The sequence below is a fragment of the Vibrio sabulosilitoris genome, from assembly GCF_055391395.1.
In genome coordinates, this window is record NZ_AP029599.1 from 2,378,460 (window position 1) to 2,394,718 (window position 16,259).

12 protein-coding genes are annotated in these 16,259 nt (G+C 46.7%); 2 read left to right on the forward strand and 10 right to left on the reverse strand.

Going from position 1 to position 16,259, the window contains the following annotated elements; translation table 11 throughout:
- Positions 1-228: 228 nt before the first annotated feature.
- From ACZ5R2_RS11235 to ACZ5R2_RS11260, 6 genes are all read right to left on the reverse strand, one after another.
- Positions 229-1,131, reverse strand: a complete 903-nt coding sequence (locus ACZ5R2_RS11235; protein ID WP_464899464.1) for a ParB/Srx family N-terminal domain-containing protein — start codon at positions 1,129-1,131, stop codon at positions 229-231.
- A gap of 137 nt (positions 1,132-1,268) precedes the next feature.
- Positions 1,269-3,308, reverse strand: a complete 2,040-nt coding sequence (locus tag ACZ5R2_RS11240) for a methyl-accepting chemotaxis protein (RefSeq protein ID WP_464899465.1) — start codon at positions 3,306-3,308, stop codon at positions 1,269-1,271.
- Between the two features lie 304 nt (positions 3,309-3,612).
- Positions 3,613-4,455, reverse strand: coding sequence for a DUF3626 domain-containing protein (locus ACZ5R2_RS11245; RefSeq protein ID WP_464899466.1), 843 nt, complete (start codon positions 4,453-4,455; stop codon positions 3,613-3,615).
- Between the two features lie 220 nt (positions 4,456-4,675).
- The gene (locus ACZ5R2_RS11250; protein WP_464899467.1) at positions 4,676-5,008 is read right to left on the reverse strand and encodes a YggL 50S ribosome-binding family protein; all 333 of its coding nucleotides are present in this window, start codon (positions 5,006-5,008) and stop codon (positions 4,676-4,678) included.
- Between the two features lie 105 nt (positions 5,009-5,113).
- Entirely contained in the window at positions 5,114-5,824 is a 711-nt protein-coding gene (locus ACZ5R2_RS11255; RefSeq protein WP_464899468.1) for a Crp/Fnr family transcriptional regulator, read from the reverse strand.
- Positions 5,825-6,269: 445 nt separating this feature from the next.
- The gene (locus ACZ5R2_RS11260; RefSeq protein ID WP_464899469.1) at positions 6,270-6,920 is read right to left on the reverse strand and encodes a Crp/Fnr family transcriptional regulator; all 651 of its coding nucleotides are present in this window, start codon (positions 6,918-6,920) and stop codon (positions 6,270-6,272) included.
- A 341-nt stretch (positions 6,921-7,261) separates the two neighbouring features.
- Between ACZ5R2_RS11260 and ACZ5R2_RS11265 the strand changes: the two genes are divergently transcribed.
- The gene (locus tag ACZ5R2_RS11265; protein ID WP_464899470.1) at positions 7,262-8,854 is read left to right on the forward strand and encodes an ABC-F family ATPase; all 1,593 of its coding nucleotides are present in this window, start codon (positions 7,262-7,264) and stop codon (positions 8,852-8,854) included.
- Positions 8,855-8,918: 64 nt separating this feature from the next.
- On the opposite strand, the gene ACZ5R2_RS11270 is transcribed toward ACZ5R2_RS11265, so the two are convergent.
- Together ACZ5R2_RS11270 and ACZ5R2_RS11275 are read right to left on the reverse strand one after the other, a co-directional pair.
- Positions 8,919-10,805, reverse strand: a complete 1,887-nt coding sequence (locus ACZ5R2_RS11270; protein WP_464899471.1) for a TRAP transporter permease — start codon at positions 10,803-10,805, stop codon at positions 8,919-8,921.
- A gap of 11 nt (positions 10,806-10,816) precedes the next feature.
- Positions 10,817-11,746, reverse strand: coding sequence for a TAXI family TRAP transporter solute-binding subunit (locus ACZ5R2_RS11275; RefSeq protein WP_464899472.1), 930 nt, complete (start codon positions 11,744-11,746; stop codon positions 10,817-10,819).
- Positions 11,747-12,404: 658 nt separating this feature from the next.
- On the opposite strand from ACZ5R2_RS11275, the gene ACZ5R2_RS11280 reads away from it, so the two are divergent.
- Complete coding sequence (locus ACZ5R2_RS11280) at positions 12,405-13,274, forward strand: Ig-like domain-containing protein (protein WP_464899473.1); 870 nt, start codon at positions 12,405-12,407, stop codon at positions 13,272-13,274.
- Between the two features lie 240 nt (positions 13,275-13,514).
- On the opposite strand, the gene ACZ5R2_RS11285 is transcribed toward ACZ5R2_RS11280, so the two are convergent.
- Positions 13,515-15,146, reverse strand: coding sequence for a GTPase family protein (locus tag ACZ5R2_RS11285; protein ID WP_464899474.1), 1,632 nt, complete (start codon positions 15,144-15,146; stop codon positions 13,515-13,517).
- Positions 15,133-16,230, reverse strand: coding sequence for a 50S ribosome-binding GTPase (locus ACZ5R2_RS11290; RefSeq protein ID WP_464899475.1), 1,098 nt, complete (start codon positions 16,228-16,230; stop codon positions 15,133-15,135). Before ACZ5R2_RS11290 ends, ACZ5R2_RS11285 begins: the two co-directional genes overlap by 14 nt.
- Between the last annotated feature and the right edge of the window lie 29 nt (positions 16,231-16,259).

Below are 16,259 nucleotides of genomic sequence, written 5' to 3' on the forward strand. Positions count from 1 at the left end.
AATATTTGCGAAGACTATCACTCGAATTGCTATTGGAAAATGCTAAAGCAGCATAAATAAAATAGTGAACATCGTATGAAGTAGGAGTGTAGAAGGTTGAAACACCTTGGAGGGCTAATATCTATCACCAGTTAACCCAAGATGCAGGCTTGAGAGCCTGCATCTTGGGTTACTAAAGTGTTCGGGGGTTTAATAATGGCGAATCGCTCGCCAAAGAAGGTTCATCCACTACTGCTGTGTCTTGTAACCCAGCATATAGGTAACTTTACCCTTGTCACGGAACAATTTGTCGAGGCCTTTTTGATTAAACTCGTCAAATTGCCCCATCTCTTTTACTGATTTGCCCGAACCACCAACATTATCGGTCTCCATCGCCAGCAAATACTCACTCACTCGCGTGATCGCCTCACGGTAGCCGTCAGCCGTCACTAGATCAAATTCTGCGACATCAATATCTTGACGCACTTCTTTAGACCAGTAGAACTCAAGAAATGGCACTGGTGATTTCGGCTTGTTCCATCCTACATCGCGAGAAAAATACATCATTGAACGGTATTGGTCGTTTTGGAAGTTCTCAATACCCAGTGACGATGGTAAGTCTTGGTGAGTAATCGCGTCACCCTGACTGTCGTACAGCCAAGTATTGCCATCGGCGATCATCGCATCCCAAAACTGCTCCATGTTATCAAGATGACGGTAGTCTTTATCGACAACGACGTTAACACTAAAGTCCTCACCACCACGAGCCATGTGCCAGAAAACATTAAACGTGTGGTGACCATCGGTGAGATAGTATTGACCGTTTGGCGCAATCACGATCGTCTTCATGTCTTTGTGACGCGAACCAATCTCTTCTTTACACTCAAAGCTAGTCAGATCTTTTGGGTTAGACTGCTCGTCAAAGCTAACCAGACCTTTTTGGCCATTAGCTTCACATACTTCGTCAAACATCTTCTTGGTGTCTTTCTCAAAGCGACCAAGTTTGTAAAATACCTGATCGTAACCCACTGAAGGTTGCGTGGGGTGCACTTCATTAAGCGCTACCGCTGTTACCTCGCCTTCCACCAGTTGTGCCGCACTAAGCGACCAAGAGCAGCACGTAAGTGCCAGAGCCATCATCGTCTTATTCATAACTTATCCAAGATATCGAAATATTTTCGGCGTACATTAATTGGATACTATTTCAAATTGATTAAGGCTTGTTTACAGTAATGTTGCTCTTGGTAATCCAGCGCCCTACGCACGAATGTTGAATATTGCCTCTTTGGTTACACTTCGACGCTGGAGACTTTAAATTGCTTAATGTAACTGTTCAGCCTGACACTCGACTCCCTTAGTGCTTCACTTGTGATGGCTGTTGTGTCCGTTGATTGATACATTTGCTTAGTTTCGTCCTTGATCTCATGTATCTGACGACGTATCTCCTTAGAGGACAATGTTTGCTCCTCAGCTGCGGCTGCAATTTGCTGTGACATTACCGCCACACTATCAAGCTCTTTGCGAAAATAGACAAAAGTATCTACGTTACTCAGGACCACATTCGCGACGCTGGTACCACTTTTCTGCAGCTCTGATAAGTGTCGAACCGCATGCTTGGCCGTCGACTGCAGCATACTGATCTGTTTTTCGATCTTCTCAGTTGCATCACGAGTCATCCCTGCAAGATTTCGTACTTCATCAGCAACAACTGAGAAACTGCGACCATGCTCACCTGCACGGGCGGCCTCAATAGCGGCATTCAGCGCCAGAAGGTTGGTCTGCTCTGCGATACCGTGAATGACTTTGAGAATATCAACAATTTCATCACTATCTGTATCAAGCCGGCTTACCTGCAACTGTGTTTCTTTCATTGTACCGACCAAGCTGTCCATTAGCTCTTGACTGTTTAACACTACCTGCTCACTCTCGAGTGATTTTTGATAAACAGACTGAATCGATACGGCAGTCTCATTAATAATGCTAGCCACCTCACCGCTTGCTGTGGCCATTTCATCGATAGATAGCGACAGTACACTGGTCGAGCTATCTTGCCGACTCGCACTTGCAAGGTTGTCTTTCATTGATACACCCACCGAATCAATGCAATGGTTGTTACTTTCCAGCTCACTGAATATTCGGATCAAGGTATCATTAAAGCTTGTCTGTATCTGATTGAATGCCTTTACTAGCTGCGTCAGCTCATCGGAGCCTTGCAATTGAACCTGTTTATCTACTCGCTTGTTCACTGCGATATCCGATAATTCTTTCACTAGGTGGGTCAATGGCTGGGTAATAGATTTTATGATCAGCAGCGAAATAGTCAAAATTACGATCAAGCTGACAATGCCAAATAAAATGCTTATTGCTAAGGTTCGATTTGCACTCGCAATATCATCACTCGACCGCTGAGCCAGCTTTTGAACCACATAGTCAGAAACATCTCGTAAGTTGCTAATGTTCTTCGTCGCATCTTCAAACCAAACATGAGGAGAGTGACTGATTGTCTCGCCACCCATTTGCAATAACTCAAATCTTAGCTTGTGGATAGACTTATTGGTCTCGGAATTTTCATGATGCTGCTCGAAATAGCGAATAATATCATTTGGCGCATAAGATCGTAGCCTGGGCACAAGATCCTGCAATAATCGCCAGTCGGTCTTATTATTACTGTGTGAGGTGTAGTCTACCTTATTGAAACGAAACATCCGTAACTTCATTGAACGCTCAAAAGAATAGACACGCTCAATCTGCATTAGCGTGGCGTAGCTGGCCGCCAGCATAAATAGCTCTGGCTCATGGGAGGCAACTTTGACCAGGCTGTTCATCGTATCGATGGCGAGTAGGTTGGTATCTGCATATTTGTTGGTGATCCAGTCCCCTTGTTCATCTTGCAGTTTTCCTTGATCTATACCCTGCCTAGACGATGGCAGAAAGCTTAATGCGGAGAGAAACTCCTCGGCACTCGCATAGACATCTTTCAGCTCATCAGTCACTTTATCCACACTACGTATATAATCTCGATAACGGTTTATCTCTAAATCCACCGCGTTTCTTTGAGCAGCCAACTTTTGTTTATAGGTTGTACCATCTGCAGTTTTATGTTCGGGGAAGGCGATAACAGTGAACGTATAGTCCCTTTCATCTTGGAGCGATTTGAGTAACTCCCCGGTTCTTTCAGTCAACTCCATGACTGAATGCAGCTTGTCAGCGCGTTGTTGTTTTTCTAGTGACTCAGATAGTGTTAGGAAGATAAATACACACACCAATACGGTAGGGATGAAAGTAAGTAGAAAAATCCTTGTTCTTATCTTTATTTTATTTAAAAACATACAACCACCAATGCTTTGCCCATTTAATAACGATGCTTAAATCAAGTTGACCTTAAACCCACCCTTGATTTCAGGCGAACTCCATTAACAAATAAAGGTCGAATAGGAATAAACCAACCCCCTTGCAGACACAATAACTCAAGGCTATTTCAGCAAGAAAAATAGCGATCTAAATATGTTAATTTGTGCCTTGACCATTAATATTTAAAGTAACGATTATTAAATGACATTAATGTGATAAGTAGCGCCTTATTAAATCTAGTATTTAGAATCCCATTGTGTGGAATATATTCCCCAAATATGCTCAAGACCAATGCTGATAGCCAAAACGCGCGAGATAATGCCATACCTTTTTCACGTCCTGCGCCTCATACGCATCATTTTGCAGCGCAAACCCAAGCAAGTCTGGCGTGAGGATCTGGTTTTGTGCAATTTCCTTTGCCAAGTCAACGTATTTTTCACCACGATAATCAGTCCGTTCGCTAAGCTCAGCAACAGAGAGTTTAAACCCAGAATGCCACTCAAGCTTAACCGGCAAGCGACGCGCTAATACCTCCACTTGCGTATCTCGAAAAACGGGATCGAGCACTAGGGCTTCCACATCAATGGCTAAATCAATATCACCATGAAAATGCGCCTCAATATAGGCATCCAGTGCATCGTGTTGGTCCTGTTGCGCGCGATCGATCAGAGGCTGAATATACTCACTAGAAGCAAAATGCTCTGGCTCAAAATAACTATCCGGATAGCAAAACGTCGCTCGCTGATGCATATGCGACCTCAAGCGAAAATGTGCTGAGCCAAATCGTGGGGATGCCCCTACATCCAAACATTGATAATTCAGTGCGCCATATTTCGGCCGCTGAGTGTTGAGGGCATGATCGTAAACCCCACCGAACACGCGTTTCTCCCAACGCCACCTTGCCCCACCGTTTGCGCTTAAACCCCCATTACTGGTCCCAGTTTCAAATTGGGATTTTATTCTGAGATCCTCTGCCATTGCCGCAAGAAGAGGGGTAGAGTGAGCGGTCAAGCGGTCGGGATGAAAATTGATGGTGAGGTCGTAAAGAGGCTGTGATGCCAGCCCCTGCGAGCGCGAACGAATATTCTCAATTGCCTCTTGATAAAGGCTGGCGTTATTATGCACTTCTCTAAATGCTCCTATCTATCGTCTTTCGCATCGATTAAACCACAGATTAGAGTCAATTTCGGCTAGCAACACAAAAAACTAGGCAGAACGCTTAGCTTAGGGGGACAAGCTGCTAGACAAACGACTGTCTAGAAGAGTAAGGACAATTGAGGAAAGACTTCCCCCTACCACGGAACTCGATAAGCGCCTGATCCAGATCAAGCGGCATTGCCTGTGATTAATCAACGCCGTTAGCGTCGACCAGTGGCCCGATTTTGACCTCTGAACACTCAGAGCGCTGCTCTAGCCAGTCTGTGATCGCCTGGCGATCGTCTTCGGTGACAGAGTCATAGCGTCCATCGGCCAAGACAAAACAGTCAAAGCTGTGTTGATTCGCACCCCCGCCCATGATTAAGTCTCGGCTTTCAATAAAATCTATGAAATCATCGATTAAAGTCGAATAGTCCATCACATCATTAACTGCAACTTGGCATGAGAACTCGAACCCATGTACGGCAAACTCATCCACATACAATTTTTTGCGTAGACGTTTACTTCTATTCTTGGCCATGATCGCTCCACTGTTTGATAACTGCATCTAGTGTAGCCTACTATCCTGTTGAAAAACCAAACCTGCTTAAAATCTGCAGGCTTTGCAATAAATTCATCGTACGCATTATACGTCAGTAAAGACCATTGCTTGTTGGGTGAGAATACGACGGGACTTATCAGCAAATCGGTAGCCCAGATGAGTTTTCACTAATATCTCTTCATCGATTAACGCAGTGCAAATCTTACCCACAGAGTTACGTGAAATCTTGAGTAAAGCAGCCAACGCACCAATATTGAGAGCAATGGTGCCTGTTGCACTCGCGTCCGCGATAGCTTTTAGTGCCTGTAGCAGTTTCTCACGCTGATCGGACTCCATTCGAATATCAAATAGAGTTTGGAAAAAGCGCTGCTTTATCGCCAAAGAGCGATTGAGCATCAAACTAAAATCGAATTGGTTCAAAAGTTGCTCCGCTTCCTTAAATGGCAACATGATCAAGCGGCACTCAGTTGCTGCCTTGACATCCAGATAGTTGTCAGTAGACAGGACAAAATTGTCATCATTAATGATCACGCCCGGCGTGATCAAGTTATAAAATGGTCCGGTGTAGCTACTGGCGGGTGGATGAAAGCCGAGAATGCCACTGAGTATAAATGTAATATACTCTTTGTTCTCATTTTGGTAATGCAAGAACTCACCTTTTTTCAGGCGTTTGACTTTACCCACACTCACCAGCTCCTCAGCAAGTAAGTCTGACATCTCGTAGCTACGCTTGAGTAATTGCAAAACGCCATTGTCGCATTCGCCACGAAGCGTACGTGTTGTCATTAGTGTCATTATGTTGCTCTTTGTTTGTCTAATTGCATACCTATGGCAAAGCGGCAGGAAATAATGCCATTCATGCACAGCGATAGCGCTTAGCTTTGTTTCCTGTGCCCTGAGCCGTGTATTAAGGTTGTTCAATCAGAGGCTCACCAACGCAGTAAGACAGGGGTATCTCGCACTAGACTTCTTGTTTGGCAATTGCGAATATAGCTCTGATTAAACTCAACCGTCACTGGAGCTCCACGTCACGCAATGGTTTCGTGGCACATCCAGCCATAGGGCAAATTTACCAAATTGAGCAATCGACAAAGTTGCAAAATACAACTTTGCCAAATGGCCCGAGGTAAAACAGGCGACGTGTACACATCATGCATGGGATGAAAAAAGAGTAACCAGATAAATCTGAAAAGCAGGACAAAGCGTCAATACTAAGCAAAAGATGTAAGGAGTTTGAAAACTAAAGGCAGTTCATGGTTTGAATACCTTTACCGTACCATAAGCATTTTCTATCCGCCCCTCTCTCTAACTCCTTGAGTGCTCGATGCACTTTGTGCTTGCTCACAACAAGGTGAGTGGCAAGCTTCTCGGCCGTGATAGCCACCGAGTCATTGTCGTCTTGTAAGCGAATCAGCCATTGAATGACCTGCTCTTTTAACGATAAAAGCAATGCACTAGTCAATAGGCGTTCACAAAGGCGATATAAGTTGACCGCACACATACCCGCTAATCGGGTTGCTTCCCTATCTAGTTGGGGATCGGCCTTGAGTTTTTTGTACGACACAAACAAAACTTCGCAACGCTGCTTAGCCACCAACGTAACTGGCGAGCGCTGACCATCAAGGTAAGCCGGTGCATTGAGCATGCAGCCTTGTGAGATGATCCCTGCCGCAAGTAACCCTCCATCAGCAGAAACCACCTCGACTTCGGCTTCTCCCCTAACCAAATACCCCATACGCGTCAGGGGCTCTTGCTGATAGATCAATTGCTCGCCAGGTTCAAAGACCTTGCGTGTCACTTCAGTCTCAAACTGACGATGCAGTAATGGGTATTCATCCGCGGAGAATAACTGACTAAACTCGTCGAAGTAAGCATCACTGGTTTTAGACATAAATATAAAGACCTTGTGGGAAGCGAGCGCGGCGCTCTGTTGGCCGTGAAATCCAATCGGGTATTTGAAGAAAACCTATCGATTACACAAATACTTGCATTAATTGACCATCATATCAATTAAGCATGCCTTTTCAATATTTTCGCTCTGTTGATGTATGCAGCTAGATCAACATTTAACAGCAAGATCGCACATCCGCTACCTTATCAACCAAGATTTTACCACTGCTCTCATATCGAGCAGGCTTTTGTGATATTTATCACACTGGAAACACTAACCAATATCTGGTAAATTCCTCCTTTTTTTGCACCAAGCCAATCCATCTGAGGGCACTCTTCACCATGATTACAACGGCAAATATTACACAGCAGTTTGGCGCTAAGCCTCTGTTTGAAAACATCTCAGTTAAGTTTGGTGGCGGTAATCGCTACGGCTTAATTGGCGCAAACGGCTGTGGTAAGTCGACGTTCATGAAAATTCTATCCGGTGAACTAGAGCCGACATCAGGTAACGTTTCTTACGACCCGAACGAGCGCATTGCCAAACTGAACCAGGATCAGTTTGCCTATGAGGAATACACGGTTATCGATACTGTGATCATGGGATACAAAGAGCTGTGGGAAGTAAAACAAGAGCGTGACCGCATCTACTCTCTCGCGGAAATGTCTGAAGAAGACGGCATGAAAGTGGCCGACCTTGAAGTTCAGTTCGCTGAAATGGACGGTTACATGGCTGATGCGAAGGCGGGTGAACTTCTTTTAGCGGTAGGTATCCCGGAAGAGCAACACTACGGTTTGATGAGTGAGGTTGCGCCTGGTTGGAAGCTACGTGTGCTACTGGCTCAGGTTCTGTTTGCTGACCCGCACGTCATGCTGCTCGATGAACCAACCAACAACTTGGATATGGATACCATTCGCTGGCTAGAGGAAACACTGAACCAGCGCAACTGTACCATGATCATCATCTCGCACGACCGCCACTTCCTAAACTCTGTGTGTACCCACATGGCGGATCTGGATTACGGTGAGCTACGCCTATTTACTGGTAACTACGATGAATACATGGTTGCCGCTACCCAAGCGCGCGAGCGTCTACTTGCTGATAACGCGAAGAAAAAGGCACAAATTGCTGAGCTGAATACCTTCGTTGCACGCTTCTCTGCCAATGCTTCCAAAGCAAAACAAGCCACGTCTCGTGCTAAGCAGATTGACAAAATTCAGCTTGAAGAGGTTAAGCCCTCTAGTCGTCAGAACCCGTTTATCCGTTTTGATCAGGAGAAAGAGCTGTTCCGTAATGCGCTTATCGTAGAGAACCTCAGCCAAGGTTTCGAGGATGACTTGTACTCTGACTTCAACGCTATCTTTGAAGTGGGCGAGCGCGTTGCCATCATTGGTGAAAATGGCGTGGGTAAAACCACCCTACTGAACACCCTAGCTGGTGTGCTTGAACCTCGCACTGGTGACTATAAGTGGTCTGAAAACTCCAACATTGGCTACTACGCTCAGGATCACGCGCACGACTTCGCTGAAGATATGAACCTAATGGATTGGATGGGTCAGTGGCGTCAAGAAGGTGATGACGAACAGGTAGTGCGCAGCTTCTTGGGTCGCATGCTGTTTGGCCAAGACGACATTAAGAAATCCGTTCAGGTGCTCTCTGGTGGTGAACAAGGTCGTATGCTTCTGGGTAAAATCATGATGCATAAGCCAAACATGCTGCTGATGGATGAACCAACCAACCACATGGATATGGAATCGATCGAGTCACTTAACAACGCGCTTGAGCAGTACAAAGGTACTTTGTTCTTCGTTTCACACGACCGTGTGTTTGTTGACTCCCTAGCAACCCGTATCCTTGAGATTAAAGACGGTAAGATCAATGATTTCCGTGGCACCTATGCCGAGTACCTTAAATCAAAGGGCATCGACGGCTAATCAAAGCTAGATGTAAAAAAGAAGTGGCTTTCGGGCCACTTCTTTTTTTTGTCACTTGGTTAGACTAACTGGCTGGCTGAGATGCCCGCTGTTGGCGCAGATTCCAAGCCATCAGCCCCAACAGAACAAGCATACCCAACAGTTCCACCGTTACAGACCCAAACACCATACACAGCGCGGTGAGCAGCCAAAACAGACGCTCAATATGTGATAGCCTGCCAAACATATAGCCCTCAATACTGCCAGCAAAAGCAATAATCAGCGCAACAGTACTCAATGTCGCAATGGCAAAACTAGCCAGTTGACCATCTACCCAAATTAGCCCTGAAAATGCCATCATCATCGGAATAAGGAAAAAGCCCTGAGCCAACTTAAAAGCTTGGACGGCCGAGCGCATTGGCGATGACTTGGCGATACCAGCCCCTGCAAAAGCGGCAAGCGCTATAGGTGGAGTCACGTTCGAGGTTTGAGACAGCCAAAAGACAATCATATGTGCAGCCAGTAAGCTAACACCAAAGTCCAATAAGGTTGGTACCGCCATAATCGACAATACGATATAAGCCGCCGTCACGGGTAAACCCATGCCTAAAATTACGGCTGCCACAGCGATAAGCGCGAGTGCGCTAAACAGATAGCCTCCAGATAATGCGATCAAGAACTGAGTGAATTGCAATCCAATTCCAGTTTGACCAACCACACCGACGACAATCCCTGCAGTTGCACACGCTACAGAAATCGGCAATGCCAGCAGTGCCCCTTGCTTCATTCCCTCTAAGAACAACCCCAAGCTTATTCGGCTGTGCTTGCGCAGCATTGCAGCGACTAAGATAGCCGCACAACCACTAATCCCAACCAATACCGGTGAATAACTCATCATCAACAGTGCCGTAATGAGCACGAGCGGCACCAAAAAATGCCAACCACGCTGCATCACTAACGCGAGTTTTTCGTAGCTATCCATCCCGCGTAATCCAAGCTTGCAGGCCATAATGTGGACATACAGCAAGGTACAAGCAAAGTACAATATCGCGGGCATAATCGACACCACAAGGATCTCACTGTAGGGAATACCGGTAAACTGAGCCATAACAAATGCCCCTGCTCCCATGACCGGCGGCATAATTTGCCCGCCAGTTGACGCTGCTGCCTCAATACCGGCGGCCTGCTCCGGCTTGTAACCGAGTTTTTTCATCATGGGTATGGTCAAAGAACCGGTTGTCACGGTATTGGCTATCGCGGAGCCTGAGATAGAGCCGAGTGCAGCCGACGAGATAACGCTTGCCTTAGCCGGACCACCACGATATTTGCCCGCAATAGCAAATGCCGCATCGATAAAGAAATTCCCCGCACCAGTGACCTGCAAAAAAGCGCCAAACAGTACAAAGATAAACACCACGCCAGCAGCAATAGCGAGTGGCGCGCCGTATACGCCGTTGGTGGAGAAGATATGGAAACGAATGATATCCTCAAGTGGGAATCCACTGCTGGCAATTTGGGTCGGTAAGTAATTGCCAAACATCGCGTAGGCGAGGAATAAGGCCGCGATAGCCACCATCACCATGCCAACCGTACGCCTGGTTGCTTCAAGCAACAAAACTATCGTTATGCAACCCGCAAGTTTGTCCAGATCACCAATCCCCTCGAGCAAAAAGGTAATATCATCGTAGTCAAACCTTGCGATGCGCCACGTGGCCCAAATGACTGCTACGGCAAAAAAACTATCAAATAACCGTCCTAACTTAAAACCCCAACTCTCTGGCTTAGCTGCGAAGAGTGGCTGGGTTAAAAACACCAACACGATGACCCAACTTAGGTGAATAGGACGAAAAACCGGTGCCGATATCTCAGCGGTAACCCCTTGCCAAATTTGGAACACTGACAAAGCAATAGCCGCAACAGCGGCTATTTTGAGTGGTATATCGACCAGAATAGACGACTTAGTATCTGGCATGCATCACTCCCCTACTTCATTTCATCGAGATATTTTTGTGCACCAGGATGAAGTGGGACGCCTGAGAGCCTTTGCATATTGTCTAACGTGGTATAGCTTGTCACCGTAATGCTTTGACGAACTTGGTCAATGTTCTCGAACATCGACTTGGTCATGGCGTAAATTAGCTCAGGGTCCGCGTTCTTGTTCACCACCAACACATTCCACACCGCTGGTGTGTTGAATGCGGGAACGCCTCGATAACTCTCTGCTGGTACCTCTAAAGGCTGAAATGAAGGCATCGCCTCGCTTACTTTGGCCAGCTCATCGGCAGTGAATGATAAAATGCGAATATCACGGGTTAACGCCAGCTCAGTCACCGCCCCCACGCCAAGGCTACCTACAATCACCCCGGCATCAATCTGACCATTGGCCAGGGCTGAAGTCGTAGCGGTATAGTTGAGGCTTTGTGACTTCAAATCACTCTCCTCAATCCCGAGTGATGCCAGAATACTCAAGGCACTGGTACGCGTGCCAGAGCCCGGAGCGCCAAGCGACACGCGCTTGCCTTTTAAGTCCTCAATAGATTGAATCTTTGAGTTTGCAGGCACCATAAAGTGGACAACATTAGGGTAAAGAGCGGAGATCACCGCAACATCCATTTTGTTCGGAAATGGCTTTTCACCGTTATAGGCTTTTAACACCACGCTGCCCATTGCCACACCGGCTAATTGCTTGTTCGTGGCCACCTTAATACTATTCTCAACCGAGCCCGCCGTGACCTCAGCGCGCATCGAAAAGTCGTCAATCGTCTCACCCCAAATCTTGGCCAGTGTCCCGCCCAATGGATAGTAGGTCCCGCTCTGACTCCCCGTACCTATCGTATAGTTCTGCGCTGCCGCAGAGAGCGAAAGTGTCGCCGTGGCTAACGCTGTGACTAGTCCCTTTACACCAATATTCATAATCATCCGTCCTTATGATGCGGTTTACAATCCGATAATCGGTCTACAATTCACTTAGTTAGCCTAGCGACGGGCGAGATTGGCGGGCATTAGACTTTAGTCGAATAGCCACTCAGGTCACATGATTGGATTAATTATGATGTATTTTGATGCAGTGGGAGTTTACTTATCAAAGTCGTCTTTCTAACTAAGGTACGTCACCTAAATACTAAATCAGCTTAAATAGCGCGCAATCCATTACGTTATCTATCCTCAAAAGACTGTGCTTTGTGTTGACTAAGCCAACCACCTTTTGCAAGAGAATGTTAGAGTGTGAACCTTTTCCAAAAATTGATTTTTAATTGTCATCTTATTTCGCAAGTTATTGCGACATTCATCCTGTATCTGACTTGATACTTTGTAGCGATTAGTGAACCCCGTCCAACAAATTATTCTTGCTGATATTCCAAGGTTATTTTTAGTCACACGTTTTCACCCCAGCGTTAATGACGTGTCACTGAATCATTAAATCCATGAATATCAAGTATATTTTCAGACTTTCCGTCCCATCTAACAACCGGCCAATAAATGTCGTTAACATTAGATAGCTCAATTATAGAGTGATAATAAATCGAATCGCTGCCGTTTATGGGTAGTTAAATTAAGTGGAGATGTTTCAATGTGGAAGTTAAATAGCCTGGTTGCCGTGAGTCTGGCATCAGCGTTCAGTGTATCTGCCGTGGCAGAGGAGAGGGAAGTATTAGAAGTTTTTGTCACTCCGTATAATGTCACCATCGACTCTGGTGTTTCTAAGCCTATGTCAGCTCGCGTGCTATATAGCGATGGTTATGAGCTTCATCCAGAGGGTGTCGAGTGGAAAAGCAGCAACCCTGAGGTAGCGCCAATTTCAGATAACGGCGTTGTCTTTGGCGTAAAAACTGGCCTGAGCCTGGTAACTGCAACTTATAAGGGCGTTAACTCTTCGGATCATGCGACAGTTAAAGTTGGCGAAGCAGCGATTGATGAACTCACTGTCGAGTTCCCGATTCGTAACATGGTTGCCGGTGAGTCTCTGCAAGCAGAAGCTTATGCGACCTATTCAGATGGTACCCAAGGAGAAGTCACCAACTCTGTTCAATGGCATGTGGTCACCTCTTCCAAAGAACTGACCGTTGATGATGCTGGCCTTGTGACAGCTCACCATGAGGGCTATGGCCTTTTAATCGCACGCGCCGATGGCGTGCGCTCTCAAGAAATCCGCATCGACGTCTCAGAAGAACAATCAGATTTTCAATGGGTAATGCCATTCCCAAGCAGCACAACGATGGCGGTAGGCTCTCAGTTCACACCTTCAATCCGCGGATTGCATAACAATGGCAGTATTGTCGATGTTGATACGATTGACGGTTGGGTCATCGAGAATCAAAGCATTGCTCGTCCAACCCCAGATAACCAGGCAATCGTGGCTATTAGCACAGGTACAGTCAATGTGTACCCAATCGCAGCCGGTTTGCAATCTATCGAACCTGTAGTCGTGACGGTTGAATAACGAGTTACGATTTTACGCTAAGAAGCCTCGCGGTAGGCTTCTTTTTGACTAGCTAACCTTTTCCGACCAACAAATCACTACAACACGATACCGACGTGACCAACTTATGCTCGCGGCTACTCATTAGTTTCCGTTTTGGCTATGAATCATCGATAGCCCTTAGTACTAACAACAGTGGCACTTCAATTAGTCTCAGATACTAACAAACAAGCCTTATTGGTCACTAAGTTACAGCAACTATTAATCGCTTTTTCTGAACTTACGCATCAATTTGCTAAGCCCTTGGGGTAACGCAGACTTTACGACTGCGGGAGCGAGCTTTTTACTACTTTTGCTTAACCGAGAAAATTGCTTACCCAACCCAACACCACGTGATTTAGCTTCGTGGCGTTGCCGATTACGCTGAACGTTTAGTGCCTGGTTTATGTGGCTGTAAATCAGCCCCTTAAGCTCTTCAACACCCAGATGGGCACTATTCGGGCCTATCGACAGAGGCATCATTGTCTCGATGGCCAGTAGCTTTTGATTATAAGCAATCGCCTGAGCCATCGTCTTGGCCTTACCATCAATAGCCTCAGTTAGATCATAAGGCGGCATCCAGTCATCAATCGGTGATAACTGATCCACTTGATTTAGCACACCAATCACCACTGGCTTTTGCCGAGAAATATTGGAGGAGTCTGCATAGAAGCGTTCGATATGTTGCTTGAGCTGATTGTCTGGCTCACGCGCCGACTGATTGGCTCTAAGGACCCACAATACGATATCAGCTTGCACTACTTGCTCTAAACACGCTTGGCTTCGTTTTTCACTGCCATCGAGCCCTGGCAAATCAATAATTCGTAGCTCCTGCCCTTGTAACAGTGCACGATAAACATTCGCATCGCTGGCACTTGGCAACACATCGACCTCGGCTTGAAGGTGCTCAGAGAACTGATTAACCAGTGAAGAGCGCCCAGCTCCTGCCTGCCCAACTATAACGATCCTCACTGGTTCGAGAGGTACAGCCTGGCGAGATAAATCATCAACCGCGGCTTGTGAGGGCACCACTTGCTCCTGCTCAAATAGAAATCGTCCACTATACAGCTCGATCGCAACGTAACTTACTTCATCCAATAGGGCCTGTTTCGCGCTAAGCTGCAGATCATCTACCAAGCCACGTGTCATGTTGGCACTGAACTGCTGAGTACCTATATCCGAGATAGCCTTTACCGGATTAATATAGAGATTCTTCGCATGATTAAGCCAAATAGCAGCTTTGACACCGTATCTACCAGCCTCTCCATATTGCTCATAAAAGTCATAGCCCGACTTTAAATGTGACACCTTAATTGCTTCAAGAGCAAAGCCATACTCATCGAGCAATTTACGGTAGCGACGGCTGACCTCTTCGGCAAGCTTAAGCCCCTCTGGTAGAGTGAAATCCAGTGCTTTCTTGTCATAGGCCTCGGCAATAAAGCTTAGCAACTCGAGTGCCGCCGCGTCTAAATCCGACCAAAGCGTTTCTCCGCTGATCAGAGAGCGCGAAAAGGCTTGGCTGCGTTGCCAAATTGCCAGCTCTGCCTGTGACCAATCCTCATTAGGCTCGACGAGACTCTCTTCTTGCCCTTGAGTGAGCGGTATTGAGCCAGAGTTGTCACTTGGAGGCACAGGTTTCGCTCTCTGGCGCATCAAATACAGAGGGAGACTCACAACTAAGGTCGAGATGGCAATAGACAGAGACAAAGGCAACAGATAGCCATGTTTAAACGCCAGAGTCACACCAAATCCCGCCATAATCACCATGGGTAACACAGCTGACGCTACTGCGATCCCCCAACGACCACCACTCAGTTGATAGAGTAAGATAAACAGTTGCTTAATTTTTCTCATGACCTGCCGCCGATTGCCCCCGTTTTAATGCACGCTGATACACCTCGCGCAGTGTTGTTTCAGAAACCGGCTTGCCTTCGCGCAGATGGTAGAAGTAGTAACACGCTGCCCTGCCTAAGCCGTAGGTTGTGGCAAAACTCATCACTGCAGCACTGACGGCGCCAACCGTTTGACCGTAACCTGGGATCAATTTGATCACCTGACGGCTGGCCAATTTGATTGAGTACTGCAGTGCGACGCTAGTTCCAAGCGCAGCGATGAACTCACTAAACATTCGTTTGCTCCACTCGAGCCCATATTGACTGGCCAAGCTGTGCAGCATCTTTGCTTGAATAGCAGGTACTGAGACAAGACCAATTGCAGGAACAAGATCAGAGCCTGATGCCCCGCCAGCGTACCAAAGAACCTCTTTTTCTAGATGGGCAAAGTTTTGCTCTTCTAGGTTGCGGTGGTTTTGCTCACTGGCTAGCAGCGCCACCATAGGCAATACCTCACTCAACTTATCAATCAAAGGCTCGAGATTATAAGGACCTTGATGATCACCGACAAAATCGACAGTCTGTGAGACGATTGGCTCACCCCATGCCATCTCAACCTGTGCGTGTTGGAACTGATTTAGCCGCTCACGTTGCTTATCACCGACTAACAGGCAATGGCTGGTCACCAATATTAAGTGACGTATTTTACCCTGGCGTTTGGCAATCTTAAGGGCATTGAGCAGCGCCCCCTGCTCAGTCTCATCAAGCCGGACCAAGGCGATAATCGCGTGACACGACTCTCTCAATATCGCGAGATCATCCTTCGCATCGTAGTCAACCTCCCCCAACCCACGTGAGTCGTAAAAACGCAATAGTGGCTTTTGCAGCGGAAACTGGTACTCCTGAGCATGTTGGGTGCAGGGAGCGAAACCATTACCGACCTCTACCGACGACTGCCGTGTCATCGCTTGAATAAATGATGATTTCCCTGCCCCGGTTTTCCCCAGTAGCCATAATGTCGGTAAGGGTTGTTCAGCAAGCGCTTCGCCGATAACAAGCTCTGGGTTTTCACTCGGGTTAATGTACGCTTTAATCTTGTCAAACATATCGATGATAACTTTCTCGGGGGTTACTT

Bases quoted from the DNA above. Each gene is read 5' to 3' on its own strand.
- ACZ5R2_RS11270 (WP_464899471.1), bottom strand. From the start codon at position 10,805: ATGCCAGATACTAAGTCGTCTATTCTGGTCGATATACCACTCAAAATA.
- ACZ5R2_RS11290 (WP_464899475.1), bottom strand. From the start codon at position 16,230: ATGTTTGACAAGATTAAAGCGTACATTAACCCGAGTGAAAACCCAGAG.
- ACZ5R2_RS11265 (WP_464899470.1), top strand. From the start codon at position 7,262: ATGATTACAACGGCAAATATTACACAGCAGTTTGGCGCTAAGCCTCTG.
- ACZ5R2_RS11285 (WP_464899474.1), bottom strand. From the start codon at position 15,146: ATGAGAAAAATTAAGCAACTGTTTATCTTACTCTATCAACTGAGTGGT.
- ACZ5R2_RS11250 (WP_464899467.1), bottom strand. From the start codon at position 5,008: ATGGCCAAGAATAGAAGTAAACGTCTACGCAAAAAATTGTATGTGGAT.
- ACZ5R2_RS11260 (WP_464899469.1), bottom strand. From the start codon at position 6,920: ATGTCTAAAACCAGTGATGCTTACTTCGACGAGTTTAGTCAGTTATTC.
- ACZ5R2_RS11280 (WP_464899473.1), top strand. From the start codon at position 12,405: ATGTGGAAGTTAAATAGCCTGGTTGCCGTGAGTCTGGCATCAGCGTTC.
- ACZ5R2_RS11240 (WP_464899465.1), bottom strand. From the start codon at position 3,308: ATGTTTTTAAATAAAATAAAGATAAGAACAAGGATTTTTCTACTTACT.
- ACZ5R2_RS11275 (WP_464899472.1), bottom strand. From the start codon at position 11,746: ATGAATATTGGTGTAAAGGGACTAGTCACAGCGTTAGCCACGGCGACA.
- ACZ5R2_RS11235 (WP_464899464.1), bottom strand. From the start codon at position 1,131: ATGAATAAGACGATGATGGCTCTGGCACTTACGTGCTGCTCTTGGTCG.
- ACZ5R2_RS11255 (WP_464899468.1), bottom strand. From the start codon at position 5,824: ATGACACTAATGACAACACGTACGCTTCGTGGCGAATGCGACAATGGC.